Origin of the sequence: Pseudomonas sp. efr-133-TYG-23, from assembly GCF_030209215.1 — a bacterium.
Lineage (GTDB): Bacteria > Pseudomonadota > Gammaproteobacteria > Pseudomonadales > Pseudomonadaceae > Aquipseudomonas > Aquipseudomonas rhodesiae.
The window spans coordinates 104,876-129,658 of the sequence record NZ_JARVSL010000018.1 but is presented as its reverse complement, the minus strand read 5'-3'; the positions used below and the strand labels follow the sequence as shown (position 1 = coordinate 129,658).

The following is a 24,783-nucleotide window of genomic DNA, read 5'->3' as shown; positions in this document are numbered from 1 at the left end:
CGCAAGCATCAGGCGCCGCGGTTGGTAAAGCAGTGCAGGGCCTTTTCGATGCATTGAGCGGTTTTGCCGAACGCCTGCACGGTGGTTTCCGAGAACGGACCGCCGCCCTGGTCGGCCACCATCAGCATCACGACTTTGCCGTTGCAGCTCAGGGAGCGCAGCAGCAAGTGTTCGCCATTGAACAGGCGGCGCAGGATCGGCGGCAGCAGCGCGGAGAACTGCGCGTGGTTGTCCGGTGTGAAGCGCACCTGGGCGGATTTCTCCAGCAGACGCTGGAGCATTGTGCTGTGGACCACATCCAGGCTCAGGTTGGCGGCATCCTTGGGTAGGCCGTCGACCTGATGCACGCGCAGGGTGCTTTGGGCGCGGTCGGTCATCAGCAGCATCACCCGTTGCATGCCGCTGGCGACCAGCGCCTCTTTGGCACAGGTGGTCAGGTGCATGGCGTTGGCAAAGCGGCTCGGTTCCATCAGCAGTTCGGTGCAGCGGCTGCGCCACACGGCCAGCGCCTCGGCGGTGGGCGGCGGGGCGGGCAGCAAACCACGGTGGATCTTCTGCACATGCCACGGCCAGATCAACGACAGCGCCGGGTGCCAAAGGTCGGGCATCAGCGTGGTGCGGGCGCTGGTCACTGCCTGTTGATGGACTTGCTGCTGCACTTCGGCCAAGGGTTGTTGCAGGTACAGAGCGGTGAGGAATTGCCAGCGCTGCGTGTGCGGGCAGGTCCAGGATTCTTGGGCGGACATCGCTAGGCCATTGGCCAGCAGTACGGTGTTGGCCGGCTGGTTCAGCCAGCGGCGCAGATGGGGGGCGGCGTCCAGCAATTGCTGTTGGTGCAGTGGGTCTTCGTCACGGGCGATACGCAGCGCTTTGACCAACATGCGTTGCTCATTCAGCAGCAGGGTATAACCCTGGGATACCCACATCGGCAGGTGCCAGGCTTCGGTCAGGCCGATGCACAAGTCCAGCAGGCGTACGCCGAATAACTGCTGTTCAACCACGCGCGCCGACTCACCCTTGTGGATAACCCGCAGCTCCCATTCTTCCAGCAGCTTGGGATAAGCCACCGCCATCGGCCACAGCGGCGACAAAAACAGCAGGCTGCCCCAATGAATGTCTTGCCACAGTCGCGCCAATCGGCTGCCAAACAGACCGTTGGCTTGCTGCGAGGCGTGCTGACTGACCAACAATAGCTGGCGCAACGCCACGGGAATGTCTTGGTCGGGCACCGACGGCAAGCGTGCCAGCAGTTCCTCGGCGCGCTTGAGGCCCAGGCGGTTGAGCGCCACTTCGAGGTTTTCCGCCGGTTCGGCTAGGCTGCCATGGGTATGGCTGTTGGCCTCGCGCATCACGCTGAGCACCAGCGCCGGGCTGTTTTGCATCAGCTCGGCAATATCTCGCAACGAACTGCGGTTGTCGCGGATGGCTTTGCACACACGGTCGTGGCTGGTCTGTGGAACGGGCAGGCGCACCTCGTCCAGACGCTTGATCCAGTCGGGGAGGGAAGCAGGTTTTGCAGTTGGGTCGATTTTTTGTTTGGCCATGGTAGGGGCGCGATCATCACTTGCGGTCAACACGCCCAGAGCGGGCCGAACTGGCTTTTCGCCTTAACGGGCTATAGTCTGGCGCAGTTTTGCCGATAAGTAGAACAAGAGTTTTTCAGTTCCCCCAAATATGTCCATGAACCTGACGGCGCAAGTACTCATCTCCTATGGCTAAAATTATCGGCATCATCGTCGTCCTCGCGAGCGTGCTCGGCGGTTACGTCCTTTCCCACGGTAAGATCGCCGCGCTGATCCAACCTTTCGAAGTGATGATCATCGGCGGGGCGGCATTTGGTGCATTCCTGCAAGCCAACCCTGGGTACATGACCATGCACGTGGTCAAGAAGTCCCTGAGCATGTTCGGCTCGCGCTTCTCCCACACGTTCTATCTGGAAGTGCTGGGCCTGGTCTACGAGATCCTCAACAAGAGCCGCCGCGAAGGCATGATGGCCATCGAGGCCGACATCGAAGACGCCGCCGCCAGCCCGATTTTCGCCAAGTACCCGGCCGTGCTCAAAGACGAGCGCATGACCGCCTATATCTGTGATTACCTGCGCATCATGTCCTCCGGCAACATGGCCCCCCATGAGCTGGAAGGGTTGTTCGACATGGAACTGTTCAGCCTCAAAGAAGAACTGGAGCACCCGTCTCACGCGGTGACCGGCATCGCCGACGGCATGCCCGGCTTCGGTATCGTGGCGGCGGTACTCGGTATCGTGGTGACCATGGCCTCGCTGGGCGAGGGTGATCAGGCGGCCATCGGTATGCACGTAGGTGCGGCCCTGGTGGGTACCTTCTTCGGTATTCTCGCGGCTTACGGGTTCTTCGGTCCGCTGGCGACCTCCCTGGCCCACGACGCCAAGGAAGAGATCAACCTGTACGAATCGATCAAGGCCAGCCTGGTGGCGTCCGCTTCCGGCATGCCGCCTTCGCTGGCGGTGGAGTTCGGTCGCAAGGTGCTGTACCCCAAGCATCGCCCAAGCTTCGCCGAGCTGGAACAAGCGGTTCGCGGTCGCTAAGCCATGGAAAACAACCAGCCGATAATCATCAAGCGCGTCAAGCGCTTCGCTGCGGGGCACCATGGTGGTGCCTGGAAAATCGCCTTCGCCGACTTTGCGACGGCGATGATGGCGTTCTTTCTGGTGCTGTGGCTGATGTCTACCGCCACGCCTGAGCAGAAGATCGCCATCGCCGGCTACTTCAAAGACCCCATCGGTTTCTCGGAAAGCGGCACGCCCTTTGTGATCGACCTGGGCGGCTCGCCTCAACTGGCGCCTGAACGCACCATCAACCCGGAAGTGAAGACCGAGGCGCCTCAGGAGAAAATCCCGATTGAGCGCGATACGGTCGAGTCCATGGCCGAACAGGTCGAGCAGGAGCGTCTTGAGCTACTGCTGCAGGAGTTGCAGAACAAGGTTGAGGAAAACCCGCAACTGCTGAAGTTCAAGGACCAGATTTCTTTCGAGATCACCCCCGAGGGTTTGCGCATCCAGATCACCGACGCCGCCAACCGGCCGATGTTCGATTCCGGCAGTGCGCGTTTGAAGCCGTACTTCGAGGACATCCTGCTGGCCATGGCCGACACCATCAAAGCGGTGCCGAACAAGATCAGCATCAGCGGCCATACCGATGCCAAGCCTTACGCGGGCCAGGGCGACTTTGGCAACTGGGAGCTTTCGGCCAACCGCGCCAACGCGGCCCGTCGTGCCCTGGTGGCCGGCAGCTACCCGGATGCGCAAGTGGCGCGAGTGGTGGGTTTTGCCTCTTCGCAACTGTTTGATGCGAAGGATCCGTACAACCCGGTCAACCGGCGTATCGACATTGTCGTGCTGACCAAAAAGGCTCAGCGTGCGATCGAAGGCGATCAACCGCCTGCGACGCCGGCTCCAGGCGCCGGCGCGCCAGGTGAAGTGCCCACTGACCCGAACGCTATCCCGCCAGGGCAGGAGCCGTTGCCGGCCCATGAACTGCGGCAGAAGTTGAATTTGTTCGATGACGGTGGGGTGAAAGACCCGACGGTGCCCAAAGCGGGCTCATAAGCTGTATATAAAAGGCCGCGATCATCGCGGCCTTTTCACGTCTGCTTCGCAGGGCAAGAAACCGGTCAGTAGCTGCTCTCAGGCAAGCTCGCAATGATCGACCGATAGCTATTCATCCGCTGCTGTTGCACGCGGCCATCTTCCAGGGCCTTGAGCAGGGCGCAGCCCGGTTCGCGGTCGTGCTTGCAGTCACGGAAGCGGCAGGTGCCGATCAGGTCGTTGAACTCGATAAAGCCGGCTTCCACATCGCTGCGGCTGACGTGGCCGAGGCCGAATTCGCGGATACCCGGGGAGTCGATCAGCTCGCCGCCGCCGGGGAAGTGAAACAGTCGCGCGGTGGTGGTGGTGTGGGTTCCCTGGCCGGACAGCTCCGACAGCGGCCCCACTCGGGTGTCGACTTCCGGCAGCAGGCTATTGACCAGCGACGACTTGCCGACGCCGGACTGGCCTACGAACACGCTGATGCGCCCGTCCAACTGTTGTTGCAGTTGTTCCATGCCATTGCCGTGATGGGCCGAGACTTCCAGCACCGGGTAGCCCAGGGTGCGGTAGACCGCCAGCAACGCATTGAGCGCCGGAGCATTCTGTTCGTCGATCAGGTCGAATTTGTTCAACAGCAGCAGTGGGCGAATGCCGGCGTGCTCGGCGGCCACCAGGTAGCGGTCGATCAGGTTGGCATGGGGCTCGGGCAGTGGCGCGAAAACAATCACGATCATGTCGACGTTGGCCGCCACCGGCTTGAGCTGGCCGCGACTGTCGGGGCGGCGCAGTTCGGTGCTGCGGGGCAACTGGGCGACGATCACGCCGATCCCTTGGTTGCCAGCACGCCAGACCACGCGGTCGCCGGTGACCAGCGCCGGCAGGTTGGCGCGCAAGTGACAACGGAACACCTGGCCAGCGAGTTCGCCTTCCAGCGCCTCGACTTCGACCTGCACGCCAAAGTGCGCGATCACCAGACCCGTTTGTTCGGGGCCCAGGTCGCCGCCCTCGAGCGCTTCCACGGCGGAGGATTCACGTTTGGCGGCGCGGGCAGCGCGTTCGCCTTGAATCTTTTCGATGCGCCAGTTTTGGCGACGGTTGAGCTGGCGTTTGGCCATTGGTGTTCCGTATCGATAATGCAAAGGTTTGGGTGAAACGGTCGCGAGTCTAGCACGCCCCCGCCTGCTAAACTGCGCAGCTACGCCAAGGTGCCAAGAGAAACGAGCCATGCAAAACCCACAGAACCTGATTTGGATCGATCTGGAAATGACCGGTCTGAACCCCGACACCGACGTCATCATCGAGATGGCGACGATTGTTACCGACAGCAACCTCAATACCTTGGCCGAAGGTCCGGTGATCGCCATCCACCACAGCGACGCAGTGCTAGCCACCATGGATGAGTGGAATACCCGCACCCATGGCAATTCCGGCCTGACCCAGCGCGTGCGCGACAGTCGCATCAGCATGGCCGAGGCTGAAGCCCAGACCATCGCCTTCCTGGAGCAGTGGGTACCCAAAGGCAAGTCGCCGATCTGCGGCAACAGCATCTGCCAGGATCGTCGCTTCCTTTATACCCATATGAAAGCGCTGGAAAGCTACTTCCATTACCGCAACCTGGACGTGTCCACACTCAAGGAACTGGCTGCGCGCTGGGCGCCGGAAGTCAAAGACAGCTTCCACAAGGGCAGCACTCACCTGGCGCTGGACGATATTCGCGAATCGATTGCCGAGCTGCAGCATTACCGTAAGCATTTCATCAAGGCTTGAAACGGTTTCTTACCGTGTCCGGGCTTCCTGTTGTGAGCGGGCTTGCCCCGCGCTGGGCTGCGTAGCGGCCCCACTGCTGTTGCCGCATTTTTCCCTATAGATATCATCGCCAAGTATTTGGGGCTGCTGCGCAGCCCGGCGCGGGGCAAGCCCGCTCACTACAAGGATCGCCATCATGCTGCTGATGCTTTACCTCATCGCCATCACCGCCGAAGCCATGACCGGCGCCTTGTCCGCCGGTCGGCGCGGCATGGACTGGTTTGGGGTGGTGTTGATTGCCTGCGTGACGGCGCTGGGGGGCGGTTCGGTGCGGGATGTGTTGCTGGGGCACTACCCGCTGACGTGGGTCAAGCACCCTGAATACCTGGTGCTGACCTCGGTGGCCGCGCTGGTGACGATCTTTATCGCGCCGCTGATGCGACGCCTGCGCTCGGTATTCCTGGCCCTGGACGCCGTGGGCCTGGTGGCGTTCACCTTGATTGGCTGCATGACCGCCCTGGAAATGGGGCACGGCATGCTGGTGGCGTCGGTCAGCGGCGTGATCACCGGGGTGTTCGGTGGCATTCTGCGGGATATCTTCTGCAACGACATCCCGCTGGTCTTCCGCCGCGAGTTGTACGCCAGCGTGTCGTTCCTCGCCGCTTGGTTCTATCTGTTGTGCCTGCATCTGGAGCTGCCCGGCGAGCAAGCCATCCTGCTGACGTTGTTCAGTGGCTTTCTATTGCGTCTACTGGCGATCCGCTTTCACTGGGAAATGCCCAAGTTCGTCTACAACGATGATGTGCACTGACGCTCGGCATGCTGCTTGAGCGCCCATTCCACATGCTCGCGCACCAGCTCCGACGGGTACTCGCGCCGCGCTTTCAGGGCCTCCAGTACCGGAATGCTTGATGGCGCATTGCCCAGTCCTACCGCCAGGTTGCGCAGCCAGCGCTCATAACCGGCGCGGCGCAGAGGTGAGCCTTCGGTGCTGCTGAGGAATTTATCCTCGTCCCACATAAACAGTTCGGCCAGCTCTGCGTTATCCAGGTTATGCCGTGGCTGGAAATCGCCTTCGCCAGTGGGGCGAGCGAAACGATTCCACGGACAAACGATCTGACAGTCATCGCAGCCGAAGACGCGATTACCGATCAGCGGGCGCAGGTCTTCCGGGATAGCCGTTTTCAGCTCAATGGTGAGGTACGAGATACAGCGCCGGGCGTCCAGTACATACGGGCCGACGAAGGCATTGGTGGGGCAGATATCCAGGCAGGCGGTGCAGCGTCCGCAGTGCTCGGTGCTATGGGGCGGATCGACTGGCAAGGGCAGGTCGACGAACAATTCGCTGAGGAAGAAATAACTGCCGGCTTTGCGGTTGAGTACCAGGGTGTTCTTGCCGATCCAGCCCAGGCCGGCTTGCTCGGCGATGGCTTTTTCGAGCACTGGCGCGCTGTCGACGAATGCGCGAAAGCCAAAGGGGCCGATCTGGGATTGGATGCGATCGGCCAGTTGCTGCACGCGTTTGCGGATCAGCTTGTGGTAATCGCGACCCAGGGCATAGCGCGAGATGTAGGCTTTTTCCGGCTGGGCCAGTAGATGCGCCATCTGGGTGTCGCCCGGCAGGTAGTCCATGCGCAGCGACACCACGCGCAGGGTGCCGGGTACCAGTTCTTCGGGGTGGGAGCGTTTGCTGCCGTGGGCGCCCATGTAATCCATCTCGCCGTGGTAGCCCGCGTCGAGCCAGCGTTGCAGGTGCTGCTCATGCTCGGCCAAGTCCAGGCCGCTGATGCCGACTTGCTGAAAGCCCAGCTCGCGGCCCCAGTCTTTGATCGATTGGGCGAGGGCGGGCAGATCGGAGGTAATAGCGGGCATGAGACACGGGAAACCACAGGTTAGATGCGTATAATTCTGCCAGACATCGGAGCTTGAAGACGCATGCCGCAGACAAAACACGAAATTACCGACGTTCAGCCACTGTTGCCCGGCCATTTGCCGCCACTGGCTGCGCGTTCCCCGCACGCCCATAAAGGCCAGTTCGGCCACCTGCTGGTGATCGGCGGCGACCTTGGTTTTGGCGGCGCCGCGCTACTGAGCGCTGAAAGTGCCTTGCGCAGTGGTGCGGGCATGGTGTCTCTGGCCACGCGCCTTGAGCACGTGCCCGCGGCGCTGGCCCGTTTGCCGGAAGTCATGACCCTTGGCGTCAGTTCTGCCAACCAATTGATGGGCTTGCTGGAAAAGATCTCGGTGATCGTCATTGGGCCTGGCCTGGGTGCTGCCAGTTGGGGCAAAAGTCTGTTGTCTGTCGCGGCCAATGCCCGCCAGCCGCAGGTGTGGGACGCCGACGCGTTGAATCAACTGGCCGACGGCGGTGTAAGCCTGCCGGCCAACTGCGTTATCACCCCGCACCCGGGCGAAGCGGCGCGATTGTTGGGGATCTCGACAGCCGACGTTCAGGCCGACCGTCTTAAGGTAGCGCGCGCGTTGAGTCTGAAATTCAATGCCGTCGCCATTCTTAAGGGTGCAGGCAGTTTGATTGCCTGCCCGGATGGGCGCGTTTCCCGCTGCGATCAAGGCCATCCGGCCATGGCCACCGCAGGGCTGGGCGATGTATTGGCAGGCCTGGTCGGGGCCTTGCTGGCTCAGGGCATGCCCGCGTACGAGGCCAGTTGCCTGGCTGTTTGGCTGCACGCCACGGCTGGGGAACGACAGGGCACCTTGGGTCGCGGGCTCGCCGCCAGTGACCTGATCCCCGCCATTCGTCAATTGCTGGAGGAGCAGTCACCGTGCCTGAAGTAATTCTTTTTCTGGCCGATGAAGACGCCATGGTTGCGTTGGGCCATCGCCTTGCGCAACTGACGGCCGGCAAGGGGCTGGTTTTCCTGCAGGGTGACCTGGGGGCCGGCAAGACCACGCTGTCCCGTGGGATTATTCGCGGATTGGGTCATCAAGGGACGGTAAAAAGCCCGACGTTCACACTGGTGGAGCCCTACGAGATTAGCGCGGTGCGTGCCTTTCACTTCGATCTTTATCGCCTGGTGGACCCTGAGGAATTGGAGTTCATGGGTATCCGTGATTACTTCGATGAAGATGCTTTATGCCTGATCGAATGGCCAGATAAAGGTGCAGGCTTTTTGCCAAAGCCGGACCTGACCATTACCATTACGCCGCATGAGCATGGACGTCAGCTGAAGTTGTTGCCCCAGAGCGCGCGCGCCGAGTCGTGGTGTGCCGCTTTGGCTTTGGAATTCAAATAATTGGTGGGGTTAGGTATGCGCTTTCGCGCGTTGGTTGCTGTCGTAGGGGTGTTGCTTGCGGCAATGACTGTCAATGCTCTGGCTGCTTCACAGGTAAAGAGTGTGCGCCTGTGGCGAGCGCCGGATAACACGCGACTGGTGTTCGACCTGTCTGGCCCGGTCCAGCACAGCGTCTTTACCCTGACGGCGCCTGATCGCCTGGTGATCGACATCAATGGTGCGACCCTGGCCGCGCCGCTGAAAGTCTCCACCGCCAATACCCCGATTACCGCCATGCGCTCGGCACAGCGTACGCCGACCGATCTGCGCGTGGTTATCGACCTGAAAAAAGTCGTGACGCCCAAGAGTTTCTCCCTGGCGCCGAATGCTCAGTACGGCAACCGACTGGTGGTCGACCTGTTTGACAACGCCGCCGACGCCGCGCCGCCGCCCGCGCCGACCCCGAGCGTGGCAACTGTACCGGCGGTGCCGGTCAACCCTTCGCAGCCTCAGGTCAAGCTGCCACCGCCGCCGCCAGCCCCGGCCGGCAAGCGCGACATCATCGTGGTCATCGACGCTGGCCACGGTGGTGAAGACCCGGGCGCATCCGGCTCGCGTGGTCAGCATGAAAAAGACGTGGTACTGGCCATCGCCCGCGAGTTGCAGCGCCAGGTCAATGGCATGAAAGGCTACCGTGCGGAACTGACCCGCACCGGCGACTATTTCATCCCGTTGCGCGGCCGTACCGAAATTGCGCGTAAGAAAGGCGCCGACCTGTTCGTGTCGATCCACGCCGACGCCGCGCCGTCGACGGCCGCCTTCGGTGCTTCGGTGTTCGCGCTGTCGGACCGTGGTGCCACGTCCGAGACCGCGCGCTGGCTGGCCGACAGTGAAAACCGGTCCGACCTGATCGGCGGAGCTGGCAATGTGTCCCTGGACGACAAGGACAAAATGCTCGCTGGCGTACTATTGGACCTGTCGATGACGGCCTCCCTGACGTCCAGCCTGAACGTCGGCCAGAAAGTATTGAGCAACATTGGGCGCGTCACGTCGTTGCACAAACAGCGTGTAGAACAGGCGGGGTTCATGGTGTTGAAGTCGCCGGATATTCCGTCGATCCTGGTGGAGACTGGCTTTATCTCCAACGCCAACGAAGCGTCCAAACTGGCCAGCGCCAGCCACCAGCAGGCACTGGCACGTTCCATCAGCGCTGGCGTGCGCCAGTTCTTCCAGCAGAACCCGCCTCCTGGCACTTACATCGCCTGGCTGCGTGACTCCGGCAAGATCGCCCAAGGCCCGCGTGATCATCGCGTACAGCCCGGCGATACCCTGGCCATGCTGGCGGTGCGTTTCCAGGTATCGCCCGCGACCTTGCGCAATGCGAACAACCTGAAAACCGATGAGTTGAAAGTCGGCCAGGTGTTGACCATCCCAGGCACAGAATTGGCGGCACAGTAATGAGCGAATCAAACCTCACCAGCGGGTCGCGCATTGAATTGCTCAGCCCGCGCCTGGCCAACCAGATCGCTGCGGGCGAAGTGGTGGAACGACCGGCATCGGTGATCAAGGAGTTGCTGGAAAACAGCATCGACTCCGGTGCCAAGCGCATCGATGTGGATGTGGAGCAGGGCGGTGTAAAACTCCTGCGCGTACGTGACGACGGCAGCGGTATTTCCTCCGACGACCTGCCGCTGGCCCTGGCCCGTCACGCCACCAGCAAAATTCGCGATCTGGAAGACCTTGAACGGGTGATGAGCCTGGGCTTTCGCGGTGAGGCCCTGGCGTCCATCAGCTCCGTAGCGCGCCTGACGTTGACCTCGCGCACCCGCAGCGCCGATCAGGCCTGGCAAGTGGAAACCGAAGGGCGCGACATGGCGGCCAGAGTCCAGCCGGCGGCGCATCCGGTGGGCACCTCGGTAGAAGTGCGCGATTTGTTCTTCAACACCCCGGCGCGGCGCAAATTCCTCAAAGCCGAAAAAACCGAATTCGATCACCTGCAGGAAGTCATCAAACGCCTGGCCCTGGCGCGTTTCGATGTGGCGTTTCACCTGCGCCACAACGGCAAGACCATTCTCAGCCTGCACGAAGCCAATGATGACGCCGCCCGTGCGCGTCGAGTCGCGGCGGTGTGCGGCGCGGGCTTCCTGGAGCAGGCGCTGCCGATCGAAATCGAGCGCAACGGCTTGCGTCTGTGGGGCTGGGTGGGCTTGCCGACTTTCTCCCGCAGCCAGGCGGATTTGCAGTATTTCTTTGTGAATGGCCGCGCGGTGCGCGACAAATTGGTGGCCCACGCGGTCCGCCAGGCTTATCGCGACGTGCTGTTCAATGGGCGGCATCCGACGTTTGTGCTGTTTTTCGAGGTCGACCCGTCGGTGGTGGACGTCAACGTGCACCCGACCAAACACGAAGTGCGTTTCCGTGATGGGCGCATGGTGCACGACTTCCTTTATGGCACGTTGCACCGCGCGCTGGGCGATGTGCGCCCGGATGACCAACTGGCGGCGCCAATCGTAACCGCGGTGGTGCGGCCAAGTGGGCCCGAGGCCGGTGAATTCGGCCCCCAGGGCGAAATGAGCCTGGCAGGCAACCTGCTGCAATCGCCGCAACCGCAGCCGGCTTACACAGCACCGAACGCTGGCTCGGGTGCGGGTTATCAATATCAATACACACCGCGGCCGCAGTCAGCGGTGCCGGTGGCCGAAGCTCAGGCCGCTTATCGCGAATTCTTCGCGCCGCTGCCGGGCGCACAGCCGAGTGCGGCGGCCTTGCCCGAAGGCGGCGGTGATATTCCGCCGCTGGGTTATGCGTTGGCGCAGCTCAAAGGTATCTACATCCTGGCGGAAAACGCCCATGGCCTGGTGCTGGTCGATATGCACGCCGCCCATGAGCGGATCATGTATGAGCGGCTAAAGGTCGCCATGGCCAGTGAAGGTCTCAGCGGCCAGCCGTTGCTGGTGCCCGAATCCCTGGCGGTCAGCCAGCGTGAGGCCGATTGCGCCGAAGAGCATCACGAGGTTTTCCAGAAGCTGGGCTTTGAGCTGCAGCGTCTGGGGCCGGAAACCCTTGCGATCCGGCAGATCCCTGCGCTGCTCAAGCAGGCCGAGGCCAACCGGCTGGTCGCCGATGTGTTGGCGGACCTGATGGAGTACGGCACCAGCGACCGTATTCAGGCCCACATCAACGAATTGCTGGGCACCATGGCCTGCCATGGTGCCATCCGCGCCAACCGCCGCCTGGCGTTGCCGGAAATGAACGGGCTACTGCGCGACATGGAAAACACCGAGCGCAGCGGGCAGTGCAACCATGGCCGACCGACCTGGACCCAGATGGGCCTGGACGATCTGGACAAACTGTTCCTGCGCGGTCGTTGATGAGTGCCTTGCCCCCCGCAATCTTCCTGATGGGCCCCACGGCCGCCGGTAAGACCGATCTCGCTATCGAGCTGACCAAGGTGCTGCCATGCGAGTTGATCAGCGTCGACTCTGCCCTGGTTTACCGGGACATGGACATCGGCACGGCCAAGCCCTCCAAGGCGTTGCTCGCGCAGCATCCGCACCGGCTGATCGACATCATTGACCCCGCCGAGAGTTATTCGGCGGCGGATTTTCGCACCGATGCCCTGGCCGCCATGGCTGAGATCACCGCACGGGGCAATATTCCCCTGCTGGTGGGCGGCACGATGCTCTATTACAAGGCTTTGCAGGAAGGTCTGGCGGATATGCCGCCAGCGGACGCCCAGGTGCGCGCCGAGCTTGAAGACGAAGCTGCACGCCTTGGCTGGCAAGCCCTGCATGATCAGTTGGCAGCGGTAGATCCGGTGTCGGCGGCGCGCATTCATCCTAATGACCCTCAGCGCCTGACGCGGGCACTGGAAGTCTGGCGTGTCAGCGGGCTGACCATGACCGAGCATCGGCAGCGACAATCTGCGCAAAGTGCTGATGCAGGCGCATCTGGGAAGTCACAATTGCCCTATACTGTGGCCAATCTGGCCATCGCTCCGGCAAATCGCCAGGTGCTGCATGAACGAATTGCACAAAGATTCACAATTATGTTGGAACAGGGGTTTGTGGAAGAGGTCGTAGCACTGCGTTCCAGAGGTGACCTGCATCCAGGGTTGCCTTCGATACGTGCTGTAGGCTATCGCCAAGTCTGGGATCATCTGGATGGCAAGCTGACGTCAGCCGAAATGCAGGAGCGCGGCATCATCGCCACGCGCCAATTGGCGAAACGCCAGTTCACCTGGTTGCGCAGTTGGAGCGATTTGCACTGGCTGGACAGCCTGGACAGCGACAATCTGTCACGCGCCTTGAAATACTTGGGAACGGTCTCCATATTGAGCTGAGTCCTTGCAATTGCCGTCTATCCTTGGGGGTGTGACGGTTAAAGCTTTCTATTTTCCGATTTTTATTATTGATCCTTAAAGGAGTGCGGCACATGTCAAAAGGGCATTCGCTACAAGACCCTTACTTGAATACCTTACGTAAAGAGAAAGTGGGGGTTTCCATTTATCTGGTCAACGGTATCAAGTTGCAAGGTACGATTGAGTCGTTCGACCAGTTCGTGATCCTGTTGAAAAACACCGTCAGCCAGATGGTTTACAAACACGCTATCTCAACAGTCGTCCCTGTTCGCCCAATCCGCCTGCCTAGCGCAGCGGGTGACGAGCAAGCTGACGCTGAGCCAGGTAACGCCTGATAGGAGTCTCCTTTGTTCTTTGAGCGCCACGGTGGTGGTGAGCGAGTAATCCTCGTTCACTTGGATGGACAGGACCCTGAGGCGCGCGAAGATCCGCAGGAGTTTCAGGAGCTGGCAAATTCGGCCGGCGCCGAGACCGTTGCGTTTTTTAACGTGCCGCGTCATCGGCCAACCGCCAAATACCTGATCGGCAGCGGCAAGGTCGAGGAATTGCGCGACCTGGTTCACGCCGAAGAAGCCGATCTGGTGATCTTCAATCACACCCTCACGCCCAGTCAGGAACGTAACCTCGAACGTGTTTTCGAGTGTCGCGTGATTGACCGCACCGGTCTGATTCTCGATATCTTCGCCCAGCGCGCCCGCACCCATGAAGGTAAGCTTCAGGTCGAATTGGCCCAGCTTGACCATATGAGTACGCGTCTGGTGCGCGGCTGGACTCACCTTGAGCGTCAGGGTGGCGGTATCGGCATGCGTGGGCCGGGTGAAACCCAACTCGAAACCGACCGCCGTCTGCTGCGGGTTCGCCTGCGTCAGATCAAGGGGCGGCTGGAGAAAGTCCGCAGCCAGCGCGAGCAGTCGCGCCGTGGGCGTTCGCGTGCGGATATTCCTACCGTGTCTCTGGTGGGCTACACCAACGCCGGCAAGTCCACGCTATTCAACAACGTGACGAAGTCCGACGTGTACGCGGCGGACCAACTGTTCGCCACCCTCGACCCTACTTTGCGTCGTCTGGATCTGGCCGACCTGGGGCCGATCGTGTTGGCCGATACCGTGGGTTTTATTCGTCACTTGCCGCACAAGCTGGTCGAGGCATTTAGGTCTACGCTCGAAGAGTCGAGCAATTCCGACTTGCTGCTGCATGTAATCGATGCGGCCGAGCCGGATCGCATGTTGCAGATCGAGCAGGTGATGCTGGTGCTGGGCGAGATTGGTGCCCAGGACTTGCCGATCCTCGAGGTCTATAACAAACTCGATTTGCTTGAAGGCGTGGAGCCGCAAATCCAGCGCGATGAGAACGGCAAGCCCCAGCGGGTCTGGCTGTCGGCGCGCGATGGCAGTGGCCTGGAGCTGCTTGAACAAGCGATTGCCGAGTTGCTCGGCAGTGATTTGTTTGTCGGCACCTTGCGCTTGCCCCAGCGTTTTGCTCGACTGCGTGCACAGTTTTTCGAGCTGGGCGCGGTACAGAAAGAAGAACACGACGAAGAAGGTGTCAGCTTGCTGGCCGTTCGATTGCCGCGCTCGGAGCTGAATCGGCTGGTCAGTCGTGAAGGTGTGGTGCCGACAGAGTTCATCGAACAACACACTTTGCAATAAAAGCCTCCGAAAGCGGTTGTGCCGCAGTAGCAGGCATTCTGTAGCATTGGTCGGCGCGCCGTGGGTGCGTCTTTGCTTTATCAGATGGAGAGCGCTATGGCTTGGAATGAGCCGGGTGGCAACTCGAATAATCAGGATCCTTGGGGTGGTAAGCGCCGCAATAATGGCGACCGCAAGGGGCCACCAGATCTCGACGAGGCCTTCCGAAAGCTGCAGGAAAGCCTGAATGGGTTGTTCGGTGGTGGAAAAAAACGTGGTGGTGACGACGGCGGTCGCACGGGCAAGGGCGGTGGTTACGGCCTGCTCGGCTTGGGCCTTGTGGTGCTGGCGGCTGTCTGGCTGTACAGCGCGGTCTACGTGGTGGACGAGCAGGAGCAGGCCGTGGTGCTGCGCTTCGGCAAGTACTACGAGACTGTTGGTCCGGGCCTGAATATCTATTTCCCGCCGATCGACAAGAAGTACATGGAGAACGTCACGCGTGAGCGTGCCTACACCAAGCAGGGCCAGATGCTGACCGAAGACGAGAATATCGTCGAGGTGCCGCTGACCGTGCAGTACAAGATCAGCAACCTGCAGGACTTCGTGCTGAACGTTGATCAGCCGGAAATCAGCCTGCAACACGCAACCGAAAGTGCACTGCGCCATGTGGTGGGCTCCACCGCCATGGATCAGGTGCTCACCGAAGGTCGTGAGCTGATGGCCAGCGAGATCAAGGAGCGCCTGCAACGGTTCCTCGATACCTACCGCACCGGTATCACCGTCACCCAGGTGAACGTACAGAGCGCAGCTGCACCGCGTGAGGTGCAAGAAGCCTTCGACGACGTGATCCGTGCCCGTGAGGACGAACAGCGTTCGCGCAACCAGGCTGAAACCTACGCCAACGGCGTCGTGCCGGAAGCCCGTGGTCAAGCTCAGCGCATCATCGAAGATGCCAACGGTTATCGCGACGAAGTAGTGTCTCGCGCCAAGGGTGAGGCCGATCGCTTCACCAAGCTGGTGGCCGAGTACCGCAAGGCGCCCGAGGTTACCCGCGAGCGTCTGTACCTGGACACCATGCAGGAAGTTTTCAGCAATACCAGCAAGGTTCTCGTGACCGGCAGCAAGGGCGGGCAGAACAATCTGCTTTACCTGCCGCTGGACAAGATGATCGAAGGTGGTCGTAGCAGCACCAGCGCGCCGTCTACCGGTTCCAATGCCGCTGCCAATGAAGCGAGCGCCCGTGCGGCTGCTGACTTGCTGCAACAGCAAACACGTACCAGGGAGAGTCGTTGATGAGCAATAAATCGCTGACCGCCCTGATTGTGGGTGTCGTCGTGGTCATCGCTGCCTGGAACTGCTTCTACATCGTGGCTCAGACCGAGCGTGCGGTGCTGCTGCAATTCGGTCGCGTGGTCCAGGCGGATGTCCAGCCGGGTCTGCATGTGAAAGTCCCCTACGTCAACCAGGTGCGCAAGTTCGATGCACGCCTGATGACTCTGGATGCACCGACACAGCGCTTCCTGACCCTGGAAAAGAAAGCCGTGATGGTTGACGCCTACGCCAAGTGGCGCGTCAAGGACGCCGAGCGCTTCTACACCGCAACTTCCGGTCTCAAGCAGATTGCCGACGAACGTTTGTCGCGTCGTCTGGAATCGGGCCTGCGTGACCAGTTTGGTAAGCGCACCCTGCACGAGGTGGTGTCCGGTGAGCGTGATGCGCTGATGGCGGATATCACGGCTTCGCTGAACAAGATGGCGGAAAAAGAACTGGGCATCGAAGTGATCGATGTTCGGGTCAAGGCCATCGACCTGCCGAAGGAAGTAAACCGCAGCGTGTTCGAGCGTATGAGCACCGAGCGTGAGCGTGAAGCGCGTGAGCATCGCGCCAAGGGTAACGAGTTGGCCGAAGGTATCCGCGCGGATGCCGATCGTCAGCGTCGTGTACTGCTGGCCGAAGCCTATCGCGAGGCTGAAGAGGCCCGTGGTGATGGCGACGCTCAAGCTGCGGCGATCTACGCCAAGGCCTACGGTCAGGATCAGGAGTTCTACGCGTTCTATCGCAGCCTGCGTGCCTACCGTGAAAGCTTCGCCAACAAAACCGACGTCATGGTGCTGGACCCAAGCAGCGATTTCTTTCGCTACCTGGAAAAAGCCAAGTAAGCGCCTGTGACTGCGTAGGGCACACTCCGTCGGGCGGGTAAAACGCCTGGCGGGGTGATCCTTTCAGAAAACGGGTGTATGATGCGGCAGCCGGGAAATTCCCGGCTTTTTTGCGTCTGCATGTTTGATTCGGCAGGCGTGACAGGTTTTTCGAGGAAAGTGCCCGACGAGGCCGCTGGCAGGCCGTTCGTCACGTCGCTCTTGCGCGTGGTTTATGCAGGCGGCGGGCATTTTCTGCTTCACTCAAGGCTCGGCCGAGGGCTGGCCGCCCGGATCAAAGGGGAATGGCGTAATGGCAACGGTAGACCGCTGGCTGCTGCCAGATGGCATCGAAGAAGTACTGCCACCGGAAGCTGCGCGCATCGAAGTAGCGCGCCGCCAGGTGTTGGATCTGTTCCAGAGCTGGGGTTATGACTTTGTCGTAACCCCTCATATCGAGTACCTCGAATCCCTGCTGACCGGCGCGGGCCAGGACCTGGATCTGCGCACCTTCAAGGTTATCGATCCGCAGTCGGGTCGGCAGATGGGATTCCGTGCCGACATCACGCCGCAGGTGGCGCGCATCGACGCACACACCCTGCGTCGCGAAGGCCCGAACCGCCTGTGCTACGCCGGCAGCGTACTGCATGCGAAGCCCCGCGCCTTGTCGTCTTCCCGTAGCCCGATCCAGCTGGGCGCCGAGCTGTACGGCGACGCCAGCCCGAGCAGCGACGTGGAAGTCATCAGTTTGATGCTGGCCATGCTGCAACTGGCTGACGTCCCAGATGTGCACATGGACCTGGGCCACGTCGGTATCTACCGCGGCTTGGCCCGTGCGGCCGGTTTGTCTGGTGAAGTGGAGCAACAGTTGTTCGATGCCTTGCAGCGCAAGGCCATCGATGAAGTCATCGCGCTGACTGAAGGTGTGCCCGCCGATCTGGCCCGCATGCTACGCGCGCTGGTGAACTTGTGTGGCGGCCGCGAAGTGCTTTCGGCTGCCCGTGAACAACTGGCGAGCGCGCCGGCGGCGGTTTTGGCGGCATTGGATGATGTGGTGGCCATTGCCGAGCAGTTGTCGGCACGTTTCCCGCAGTTGCCGCTGTATTTCGATTTGGGCGAGCTGCGCGGTTATCACTACCACACGGGTGTGGTGTTCGCGGTGTTTGTTCCGGGCGTTGGCCAGGCCATCGCCCAAGGCGGTCGTTATGACGATATCGGTGCCGACTTCGGTCGCGCGCGTCCGGCCACCGGCTTCTCCACCGATTTAAAAACCCTGGTGACCCTGGGGCGTGCTGAGGTCGAGCTGCCGTCTGGTGGCATCTGGATGCCCGACAGTACGGACGCAGCACTCTGGCAGCAGGTCTGCCAGTTGCGCAGTGAGGGTCAGCGTGTCGTCCAGGCATTGCCTGGGCAGCCATTGGCCGCCGCCCGTGAAGCGGACTGCGACCGGCAATTGATTCTGCAGAACGGGCTTTGGCAAGTATCGCCACTGGCTTCTTGAGTTTTCCTGCCGGCCATCGCCGGCACCAAGTTTGCGCGAATGAGGACAAGTGTTATGGGTAAGAATGTCGTAGTCCTGGGCACCCAATGGGGTGATGAGGGCAAAGGCAAGATCGTTGATCTGCTGACCGAACATGCTGCCGCCGTAGTGCGCTACCAAGGTGGTCACAACGCTGGCCACACCCTGGTCATCGATGGCGAAAAAACCGTTTTGCACCTGATCCCGTCGGGCGTGCTGCGCGAAGGTGTGCAGTGCCTGATCGGTAACGGCGTGGTGGTTGCACCGGACGCCCTGCTGCGGGAAATCACCAAGCTGGAAGAGAAAGGCGTACCGGTGCGCGAGCGCCTGCGTATCAGCCCGTCCTGCCCGCTGATCCTGTCGTTCCACGTCGCGCTGGACCAGGCCCGTGAAAAGGCCCGCGGCGAGCTGAAGATCGGCACCACCGGTCGTGGCATCGGCCCGGCCTACGAAGACAAGGTTGCACGTCGTGGCTTGCGTGTGGGCGACCTGCTCAACATGCCGCGCTTTGAAGACAAGCTGCGTGAACTGGTGGATTACCACAACTTCATGCTGGTCGGTTACTACAAAGAGCCGGCCATCGAGTTCGACAAGACCCTGGCCGAGTGCAAAGAATACGCTGAGCTGCTCAAGCCGTTGATGCTGGACGTGACGGCTGAGCTGCACGACCTGCGTCGCGCCGGCAAGGACATCATGTTCGAAGGTGCCCAAGGTTCGTTGCTGGACATCGACCACGGCACCTACCCGTACGTGACCAGCTCCAACACCACGGCTGGCGGCGTTGCTACCGGTTCGGGCGTGGGCCCAATGTTCCTGGATTACATCCTGGGCATCACCAAGGCGTACACCACGCGCGTCGGTTCGGGCCCATTCCCGACTGAGCTGTTCGACGAAGTAGGCGCGCACCTGGCCAAACAAGGCCATGAGTTCGGTGCAACCACCGGCCGTGCTCGCCGTTGTGGCTGGTTCGATGCCGTTATCCTGCGTCGCGCTATCGATGTGAACAGCATCTCGGGCATCTGCCTGACCAAGCTGGACGTACTCGATGGTCTGGAAACCATCAACATCTGCACCGGCTACAAAGATGCAAACGGTAACGACGTTGCGCCGACTGATGCCGACAGCTACGTAGGCCTGCAGCCTGTGTACGAAGAAGTGCCGGGTTGGACCGAGTCGACCGTGGGCGCCAAGTCCCTGGAAGAGCTGCCGGCCAATGCCCGTGCCTACATCAAACGCGTTGAAGAACTGATCGGCGCACCGATTGACATTATTTCGACGGGCCCTGACCGCAACGAAACCATCGTTCTGCGTCATCCGTTCGCTTAATAAGCTGTTGATCTAAAATGCAAAGGGCTCCTTCGGGAGCCCTTTGTCGTTTCCAGGCAATAAACGGCACGACCCTTGCTGTATTTCCTTCTTTCGCGGTGCTATCAAATTAATGGCACCCGTGGTGGAGGGAATTTCCGATGTCTGCCGTTCTTTCATTGTTACAAAGCCGATTGCTGCGCCCGGTGTTCGTTACCCTGGGTATCGCCCTTTTGGTGCAGGTGCTGGTGGCCGTCGCGCTGACGCGGAGCACCGTCACGGCGTTGGAAGCCGATCTGGGCAACCGCCTAGGCATCGACAGTCAAAAACTGTCGAACGAGCTGGCGCAAGCCGGGAAGGAAGTCACTTCCAGTCTCGACAGCCTGTCCTCCAGTACGCGTCAGCGCTTGACCAGCGGTTTGTCTTCGCGTTTGCAGGAAGAGCAGAAGCAACTGCGCGCAACCCTGGAAAAAGACCTGCAAGACTCCGCCAATGATATGGCGCAGCTGCTGGCTTCGGTGGCGCCGCGGGCCATGTGGGACAGCGATGTGCCGACTTTGTCCGAGTTTGCCCGGCGTGCTCAGCGCAATCCCAACGTGTTGTTCGTGGTCTACGACGACGCGACCGGTGAGCATTTGACGCGTTACCTGAACCGCGAAAACCCAATCAACAAAGCGCTGTTGGAAAAAGGCCAGGGTGATCGTGCCTTGGACAAAGTGCTCAATGCGGCCAAGACCGACCCGTCGGTTTACTACGTTGAGGCGTCCATCAGTCCGAATGGCGTGGAGATCGGCAAGGTGCTGATGGGGGTGTCCACCGCTTCGGTGGAAGCCGACCTGCAGGCGTTGGATAAGCGTTTTGCCGCCCTGATCGCCAGCGGCGACCAACTGGTGGGCGACAGCCTCAAGGGCGCGGCGGCGGACAGCGCGGCCGCCATGGGCGCCAAGTTGCAGTCGGCGCAGGCCACTGCCACCCAGATGACGGCCAATACCACCAATGCCGTGCAGGAAGCGGCCGGTACGCTGCGCTGGCGCATCGGCATGGGCCTGGCGTTGGTGGGGCTGGGGGTTCTGCTGCTGATTGCGGTGGTGCTCGGGCGCCGCGTGGTCAATCGTCTGAAGTTGCTGATCGCGGCCATGGATGATCTGGCGGCGGGCGAAGGTGACCTCACCAAGCGCGTGCAAATCAGCAGCAAAGACGAGATCGGCGACATGGCCTCGGCGGTTAATCGCTTTGTGGATAAGTTGCAACCGATCGTGCGTGAGGCGGGCGATGTGGCCCAGCGTACCGGGGTTGAGATCGGTGCGATGACCTTGCGTAATGCCGGTGCCGATGCGGCAGCCGGTTTGCAGCGTGATGAAGTGGCCGAAAGCCTGCGTGCCCTCTCGGAAATGGCCGACGAGGCTCAGGCCGAAAGCCAGGCTATGCAGGCTGCTTTGCAGCAGGTGGTGGATATCCGCCAGGCTACGGACCAGAACTCACGCACTTCGGCCGAAGTAGGTAGCTTGATTGAGGCATTGGCTGGGCAGGTCGAGGCGGGCGCGCAGGTTATCGAGCGTCTGGCGCAACAGAGCGAGCAGATCGAGGTGGTGTTGACGGTGATTCATGGCATTGCCGAGCAGACCAACCTGCTGGCGCTTAACGCGGCCATCGAGGCTGCGCGGGCCGGCGAGACCGGGCGCGGCTTTGCGGTGGTGGCGGATGAGGTGCGCGCCTTGGCGAGCAAGACTCAAAGCTCCACTGGGGATATCCAGGCGCATATCGTGGCCTTGCAGCAGGGCGCTCGCGAGGCAGTGGAAACCATTGGCAAGGCCGGTCGCCAAGCCAATGAGGGTTTGTTGGTGCTGCGCGATAGCGTGCGCTTGCAGCAGACGGTGCAGGCGTCGGTGGAGCAGGTGCACGCCGCGATTGGCCTGGCCACTCGTGCCGCTGAACATCAGGCTAAAGGCGCCCAAGCCGTGCGTGGACGGGTCGAGGTGATCCATGCCCAGGCCGAGCGTGCCGCACAGGCAGTGGTGGAAACCACCGCCAGCGGCAAGGTGTTGGATGGGTTGGCTGCGCAGTTGAAGGCGAGTCTGGGTCAGTTTCGGGCTTAGCGTTGCCTGCCGTACAACCTGTGGGAGGGGGCTTGCCCCCGATAACGCTTTCAGCGACTCAAATACATCCGCGTCGTGAGCAAATAGACCGGCAGCCCCGACACCACGATCAACAGCGCCGCATAAGGCGCTGCCGCCGCGAATTCCACATTTGAGGTGTGCGCCCACACGGCTGTCGCTAACGTATTCAGCCCGGTCGGGCTGAGCAGCAGCGTCGCGGTCAGCTCTTTCATGGCATCGAGAAATACCAGTGCGAACGCTGCGCCCAATGCCGGAAAGATGATCGGCAGGGTTACCCGGCAAAACGCGCTGAATGACGATGCCCCCAGCGTGCGCGCGGCCTCTTCCAGTTGCGGTGCCGCCTTGTTCAGCGCGGTGCGGATCGGCGCCTGGGCCAGTGGCAGGAACAGCAGCGCATACGCGATCAGCAGCAACGCCGAAGTCTGGTACAGCACCGGCACATAGTGCAGGGCGAAGTACACCAGCGTCAGCGCAATCACCAGCCCAGGCAGGGCGTGCAGCAAGTAGGGCAAGCGTTCCGCCCAGATCGCCAATTGGCCCTTGTAGCGCACCACCAGCAGCCCGACCGGCACCGCGAGCACCAGGCACAGCGCCGCGCCGCCCAGCGACAGGGCCAAGGAGGAGAGCAGCGCCTCGCTGATTTCAGCCAGCGGAAACGCCGCCGACGAACCTACCGCCAACCAATAGCCGAGCATCCCCAGGGGAATACCGCTGCCAATGATCGCCAGCGCCAGGCAATACACCTGGCCCAGCGGCGCCCACTTGCCAAGTTTGACCGGCTCGGCATGGCGCGCGGCGCCTTGGCCGATACGCACATGTCGACCTTTGCCACGCACGCGCAGCTCCAGCCACAGCAGGGTCAGGCACATCACCAGCAGCACCGCCGAGAGCATCGCGGCATTGGCGTTGCTGAATTCCAGTTCGAATTGCTGATAGATCGCGGTGGTAAACGTCTGTAGACCGATGATCGACAGCGCACCGAACTCCACCAGCATATGCAATGCGATCAGCAGCGCCCCGGCCAGCAAGGACGGCCATAACAACGGCAGCGTGACGCGCAGGAATATGCCCCAGCGATTCAGCCCCAGGGTGCGCGCCGATTCTTCCAGTGACGGGTCGAGGTTACGCAACGTTGCCGCCACCGGCAGAAACACCAATGGGTATTTGGACAGGCTCATCACCAGAATCGCCCCGCCCAGCCCCTCGAAGTCGGCGCTCAGCGACACCCAGGTGAAACTGCTGACAAACGCCGGCACGGCAAATGGCAGGCACAGGATCACGCCCCAGATACGCCGCCCGCGCAGGTTGCTGCGTTCCAGCAGCCACGCCAGGGACAGGCCGATCACACCGCAGGTCAGCGTCACACCGACCATCAGCGCCAAGGTGTTGCGCAGCAATCCGAACACGTAAGGCCGCCACAGCAGATGCACCGCTTGCGCCCAGCCCGCCTCCCAGGCCTTCAGCCCCACATAGGCCAGCGGCAACAGGCTCAAGCCAACCAGCAATAGCACGGGAATCAGCAGCCAGATCGAAGGGCGCTTGCGTCGAGGGCTGAATCCCCCGCCCATGGCGCGGAGCGATGGGTTCATCAGTTCAGGCCAACTTCACGTTCCAGCTCCAGGGCTTCTTCGGCGTTGCCCAGGTCGGCGGGGGTGACTTTTGGCGGTTGCAGTTCGTTGAACGGCTTGAGCCCGCGATTGGACTGCATACCTTTGCGCAACGGGTATTCCGCCGAGGTGTTGGTGATCACACGCTGGCCTTCTTCGCTGGCCATGAACGCCAGCAGTTGCTGCGCTTCCTTGGGATGCTTGCTCGACTTCAGCGCCGCAGCGGAGGACACGGTGATCAGGCCGCCGGCGTCGCCATCGGTGAAGTAATGCAGTTGGGAGTCGAGATTGGTTTTTTCTTTCTTCAAGGCAAACCAGTAGTAGTTGTTCACCAGGACCGTAGCCACTTCGCCGTTTTCCACCGCCTTCAATGCCACCATGTTGTTGCTGTACACCTTGCCGAACGCGCGTAGGCCGGTGAGCCATTCTTCGGCGGCTTCGCGGCCGTGCAGCTTGATGATTGCCACGGCTTGTTCCTGGAACGCACCGCTGGTGGGGACGAAGCCGACTTTGCCTTGCCACTCGGGGCCGGCGAAATCCAGCACCGACTTGGGTAGGTCTTTCTCGGCGATCAACTTGGGGTTGAACGCCACGACGCGGGTGCGTGCGGTTACGCCCATCCAGTCGCCATTGCTGCCCACGTAGTCCTTGGGCAAGACGTCCAGAGTGCTGGCGTCGATCTTGGCCAGCAGGCCTTGCTCGCCGAGCTTGTTCAGCGGTGGGGATTCTTCGGTGTAGATCACGTCGGCGGGAGAGCGCTCGCCCTCTTCCACGACCTGGCTGGCCAGCTGGTTGCTGCTGCCTTTGCGCACATTGACGTGGATGCCGGTCTTGGCTTCGAAGGCTTTGGCGAGTTCGTCGCCGACTTCTTTGTGTTGGCCGTTGTACAAGGTCAGGGAGACCTTGTCGGCGGAATAGGCAGTGGGGGAGAGCAGAGTCAGGCCGAGTAGAGTGATGGTCAGGCCACGCAGAAGGGATGTCTTGGGACGGGTATCGCGGATCATCATCCGGGGTTTTCCTCACTTGAGTGCAACAAATCATTGCAAGGATAAACGATAAAACTTCTCAAGTGCGGGTGAGGGGGCAATTGCGGGAAAAGTTTTCAAGCCCCGGAAACGAAAAAACCCGCTTTCGCGGGTTTGATCTGAATATGGTGCCCAGGAGAAGACTCGAACTTCCACGACCGTAAGGTCACCAGCACCTGAAGCTGGCGTGTCTACCAATTTCACCACCTGGGCATTCTCAGCAGCGTTACCGCCGTTGATGGGGCGAACTATACGGTGGGCTTTTTGATCTGTAAACCCCTGATTCAAAAATATAAATCAAGTTTTTCGTTAGAAATCAAAGGCCTGTAACGCAAAAACCCGCTTTCGCGGGTTTTTGTGAGACTCAAGGCGAACCTCAAGTTTTGAATTGGTGCCCAGAAGAAGACTCGAACTTCCACGGCCTTGCGGCCACCAGCACCTGAAGCTGGCGTGTCTACCAATTTCACCATCTGGGCAGTATCTGCGACGTTGCCGTCGTCGATGGCGCGCACTATACGGAGCGCTTTTTGAGCTGTAAAC

General features: G+C 61.0%; 21 protein-coding genes, 2 tRNA genes and 1 pseudogene. 17 read left to right on the top strand and 7 right to left on the bottom strand.

Annotated elements, in window-relative coordinates:
* Nucleotides 1-8 precede the first annotated feature (8 nt).
* Nucleotides 9-1,544, bottom strand: coding sequence for an HDOD domain-containing protein (locus tag QRN41_RS12230; RefSeq protein WP_034095592.1), 1,536 nt, complete (start codon nt 1,542-1,544; stop codon nt 9-11).
* 167 nt (nt 1,545-1,711) lie between these two features.
* On the opposite strand from QRN41_RS12230, the gene motA reads away from it, so the two are divergent.
* Together motA and motB are read left to right on the top strand one after the other, a co-directional pair.
* Nucleotides 1,712-2,563 carry a flagellar motor stator protein MotA gene (gene motA / locus QRN41_RS12225; protein WP_034095593.1) on the top strand — a complete coding sequence of 284 codons (852 nt, stop codon included), beginning with the start codon at nt 1,712-1,714 and terminating at the stop codon, nt 2,561-2,563.
* A gap of 3 nt (nt 2,564-2,566) precedes the next feature.
* On the top strand, nt 2,567-3,583 hold the full coding sequence (motB, locus tag QRN41_RS12220) for a flagellar motor protein MotB (RefSeq protein WP_034136649.1): 1,017 nt from the start codon (nt 2,567-2,569) through the stop codon (nt 3,581-3,583).
* A gap of 65 nt (nt 3,584-3,648) precedes the next feature.
* On the opposite strand, the gene rsgA is transcribed toward motB, so the two are convergent.
* Nucleotides 3,649-4,680 carry a small ribosomal subunit biogenesis GTPase RsgA gene (gene rsgA / locus QRN41_RS12215; RefSeq protein WP_034111514.1) on the bottom strand — a complete coding sequence of 344 codons (1,032 nt, stop codon included), beginning with the start codon at nt 4,678-4,680 and terminating at the stop codon, nt 3,649-3,651.
* A 109-nt stretch (nt 4,681-4,789) separates the two neighbouring features.
* Here rsgA and orn point away from each other — a divergent pair, with 109 nt between their 5' ends.
* Nucleotides 4,790-5,332: an oligoribonuclease gene (orn, locus tag QRN41_RS12210; protein ID WP_034095596.1), complete on the top strand. Its 543-nt coding sequence runs from the start codon at nt 4,790-4,792 to the stop codon at nt 5,330-5,332.
* Nucleotides 5,333-5,504: 172 nt separating this feature from the next.
* Nucleotides 5,505-6,122, top strand: a complete 618-nt coding sequence (locus QRN41_RS12205; protein ID WP_173603573.1) for a trimeric intracellular cation channel family protein — start codon at nt 5,505-5,507, stop codon at nt 6,120-6,122.
* On the opposite strand, the gene queG is transcribed toward QRN41_RS12205, so the two are convergent.
* Nucleotides 6,101-7,183 carry a tRNA epoxyqueuosine(34) reductase QueG gene (gene queG / locus QRN41_RS12200; RefSeq protein WP_040265879.1) on the bottom strand — a complete coding sequence of 361 codons (1,083 nt, stop codon included), beginning with the start codon at nt 7,181-7,183 and terminating at the stop codon, nt 6,101-6,103. The two genes, QRN41_RS12205 and queG, sit on opposite strands and share 22 nt — an antisense overlap.
* A gap of 63 nt (nt 7,184-7,246) precedes the next feature.
* On the opposite strand from queG, the gene QRN41_RS12195 reads away from it, so the two are divergent.
* The 13 genes and pseudogenes from QRN41_RS12195 (at nt 7,247) to QRN41_RS26310 (ending at nt 21,590) form a co-directional block, all read left to right on the top strand.
* The gene (locus QRN41_RS12195) at nt 7,247-8,107 is read left to right on the top strand and encodes an NAD(P)H-hydrate dehydratase (protein ID WP_285421618.1); all 861 of its coding nucleotides are present in this window, start codon (nt 7,247-7,249) and stop codon (nt 8,105-8,107) included.
* The gene (gene tsaE, locus QRN41_RS12190) at nt 8,095-8,565 is read left to right on the top strand and encodes a tRNA (adenosine(37)-N6)-threonylcarbamoyltransferase complex ATPase subunit type 1 TsaE (RefSeq protein WP_285421617.1); all 471 of its coding nucleotides are present in this window, start codon (nt 8,095-8,097) and stop codon (nt 8,563-8,565) included. The genes QRN41_RS12195 and tsaE overlap by 13 nt, the downstream gene beginning before the upstream one ends.
* 15 nt (nt 8,566-8,580) lie before the next feature.
* Entirely contained in the window at nt 8,581-10,002 is a 1,422-nt protein-coding gene (locus QRN41_RS12185) for an N-acetylmuramoyl-L-alanine amidase (RefSeq protein WP_034095601.1), read from the top strand.
* Nucleotides 10,002-11,915, top strand: a complete 1,914-nt coding sequence (mutL, locus tag QRN41_RS12180) for a DNA mismatch repair endonuclease MutL (protein ID WP_285421616.1) — start codon at nt 10,002-10,004, stop codon at nt 11,913-11,915. Before QRN41_RS12185 ends, mutL begins: the two co-directional genes overlap by 1 nt.
* On the top strand, nt 11,915-12,886 hold the full coding sequence (gene miaA / locus QRN41_RS12175; protein WP_285421627.1) for a tRNA (adenosine(37)-N6)-dimethylallyltransferase MiaA: 972 nt from the start codon (nt 11,915-11,917) through the stop codon (nt 12,884-12,886). Before mutL ends, miaA begins: the two co-directional genes overlap by 1 nt.
* Nucleotides 12,887-12,978: 92 nt before the next feature.
* Nucleotides 12,979-13,239, top strand: coding sequence for an RNA chaperone Hfq (gene hfq / locus QRN41_RS12170; protein WP_034095604.1), 261 nt, complete (start codon nt 12,979-12,981; stop codon nt 13,237-13,239).
* A 12-nt stretch (nt 13,240-13,251) separates the two neighbouring features.
* Nucleotides 13,252-14,553, top strand: coding sequence for a ribosome rescue GTPase HflX (hflX, locus tag QRN41_RS12165; RefSeq protein ID WP_034095605.1), 1,302 nt, complete (start codon nt 13,252-13,254; stop codon nt 14,551-14,553).
* A gap of 96 nt (nt 14,554-14,649) precedes the next feature.
* Nucleotides 14,650-15,825: an FtsH protease activity modulator HflK gene (hflK, locus tag QRN41_RS12160; RefSeq protein WP_034136656.1), complete on the top strand. Its 1,176-nt coding sequence runs from the start codon at nt 14,650-14,652 to the stop codon at nt 15,823-15,825.
* Complete coding sequence (gene hflC / locus QRN41_RS12155; RefSeq protein ID WP_285421615.1) at nt 15,825-16,691, top strand: protease modulator HflC; 867 nt, start codon at nt 15,825-15,827, stop codon at nt 16,689-16,691. Before hflK ends, hflC begins: the two co-directional genes overlap by 1 nt.
* A 292-nt stretch (nt 16,692-16,983) precedes the next feature.
* The gene (locus QRN41_RS12150) at nt 16,984-18,171 is read left to right on the top strand and encodes an ATP phosphoribosyltransferase regulatory subunit (RefSeq protein WP_034136657.1); all 1,188 of its coding nucleotides are present in this window, start codon (nt 16,984-16,986) and stop codon (nt 18,169-18,171) included.
* Between the two features lie 54 nt (nt 18,172-18,225).
* Nucleotides 18,226-19,515, top strand: coding sequence for an adenylosuccinate synthase (locus tag QRN41_RS12145; protein WP_034095609.1), 1,290 nt, complete (start codon nt 18,226-18,228; stop codon nt 19,513-19,515).
* A 140-nt stretch (nt 19,516-19,655) separates the two neighbouring features.
* Nucleotides 19,656-20,684, top strand: a pseudogene (locus tag QRN41_RS26315) (methyl-accepting chemotaxis protein); the annotation flags it as partial.
* A gap of 21 nt (nt 20,685-20,705) precedes the next feature.
* Complete coding sequence (locus QRN41_RS26310; RefSeq protein WP_371263975.1) at nt 20,706-21,590, top strand: methyl-accepting chemotaxis protein; 885 nt, start codon at nt 20,706-20,708, stop codon at nt 21,588-21,590.
* Nucleotides 21,591-21,640: 50 nt separating this feature from the next.
* Here the strand turns inward: QRN41_RS26310 and QRN41_RS12135 are convergent, their stop codons facing one another.
* The 4 genes from QRN41_RS12135 to QRN41_RS12120 all read right to left on the bottom strand — a co-directional run bounded on the left by QRN41_RS12135 (nt 21,641) and on the right by QRN41_RS12120 (nt 24,719).
* Nucleotides 21,641-23,200, bottom strand: a complete 1,560-nt coding sequence (locus tag QRN41_RS12135; protein WP_123479549.1) for an ABC transporter permease — start codon at nt 23,198-23,200, stop codon at nt 21,641-21,643.
* Nucleotides 23,200-24,225 (bottom strand): extracellular solute-binding protein, encoded by a 1,026-nt coding sequence (locus tag QRN41_RS12130; protein ID WP_034111524.1) that lies wholly within the window; start codon nt 24,223-24,225, stop codon nt 23,200-23,202. Before QRN41_RS12130 ends, QRN41_RS12135 begins: the two co-directional genes overlap by 1 nt.
* A 144-nt stretch (nt 24,226-24,369) precedes the next feature.
* Nucleotides 24,370-24,456: transfer RNA gene (locus tag QRN41_RS12125), tRNA-Leu, on the bottom strand.
* Nucleotides 24,457-24,632: 176 nt separating this feature from the next.
* A tRNA-Leu gene (locus QRN41_RS12120) sits at nt 24,633-24,719 on the bottom strand.
* Between the last annotated feature and the right edge of the window lie 64 nt (nt 24,720-24,783).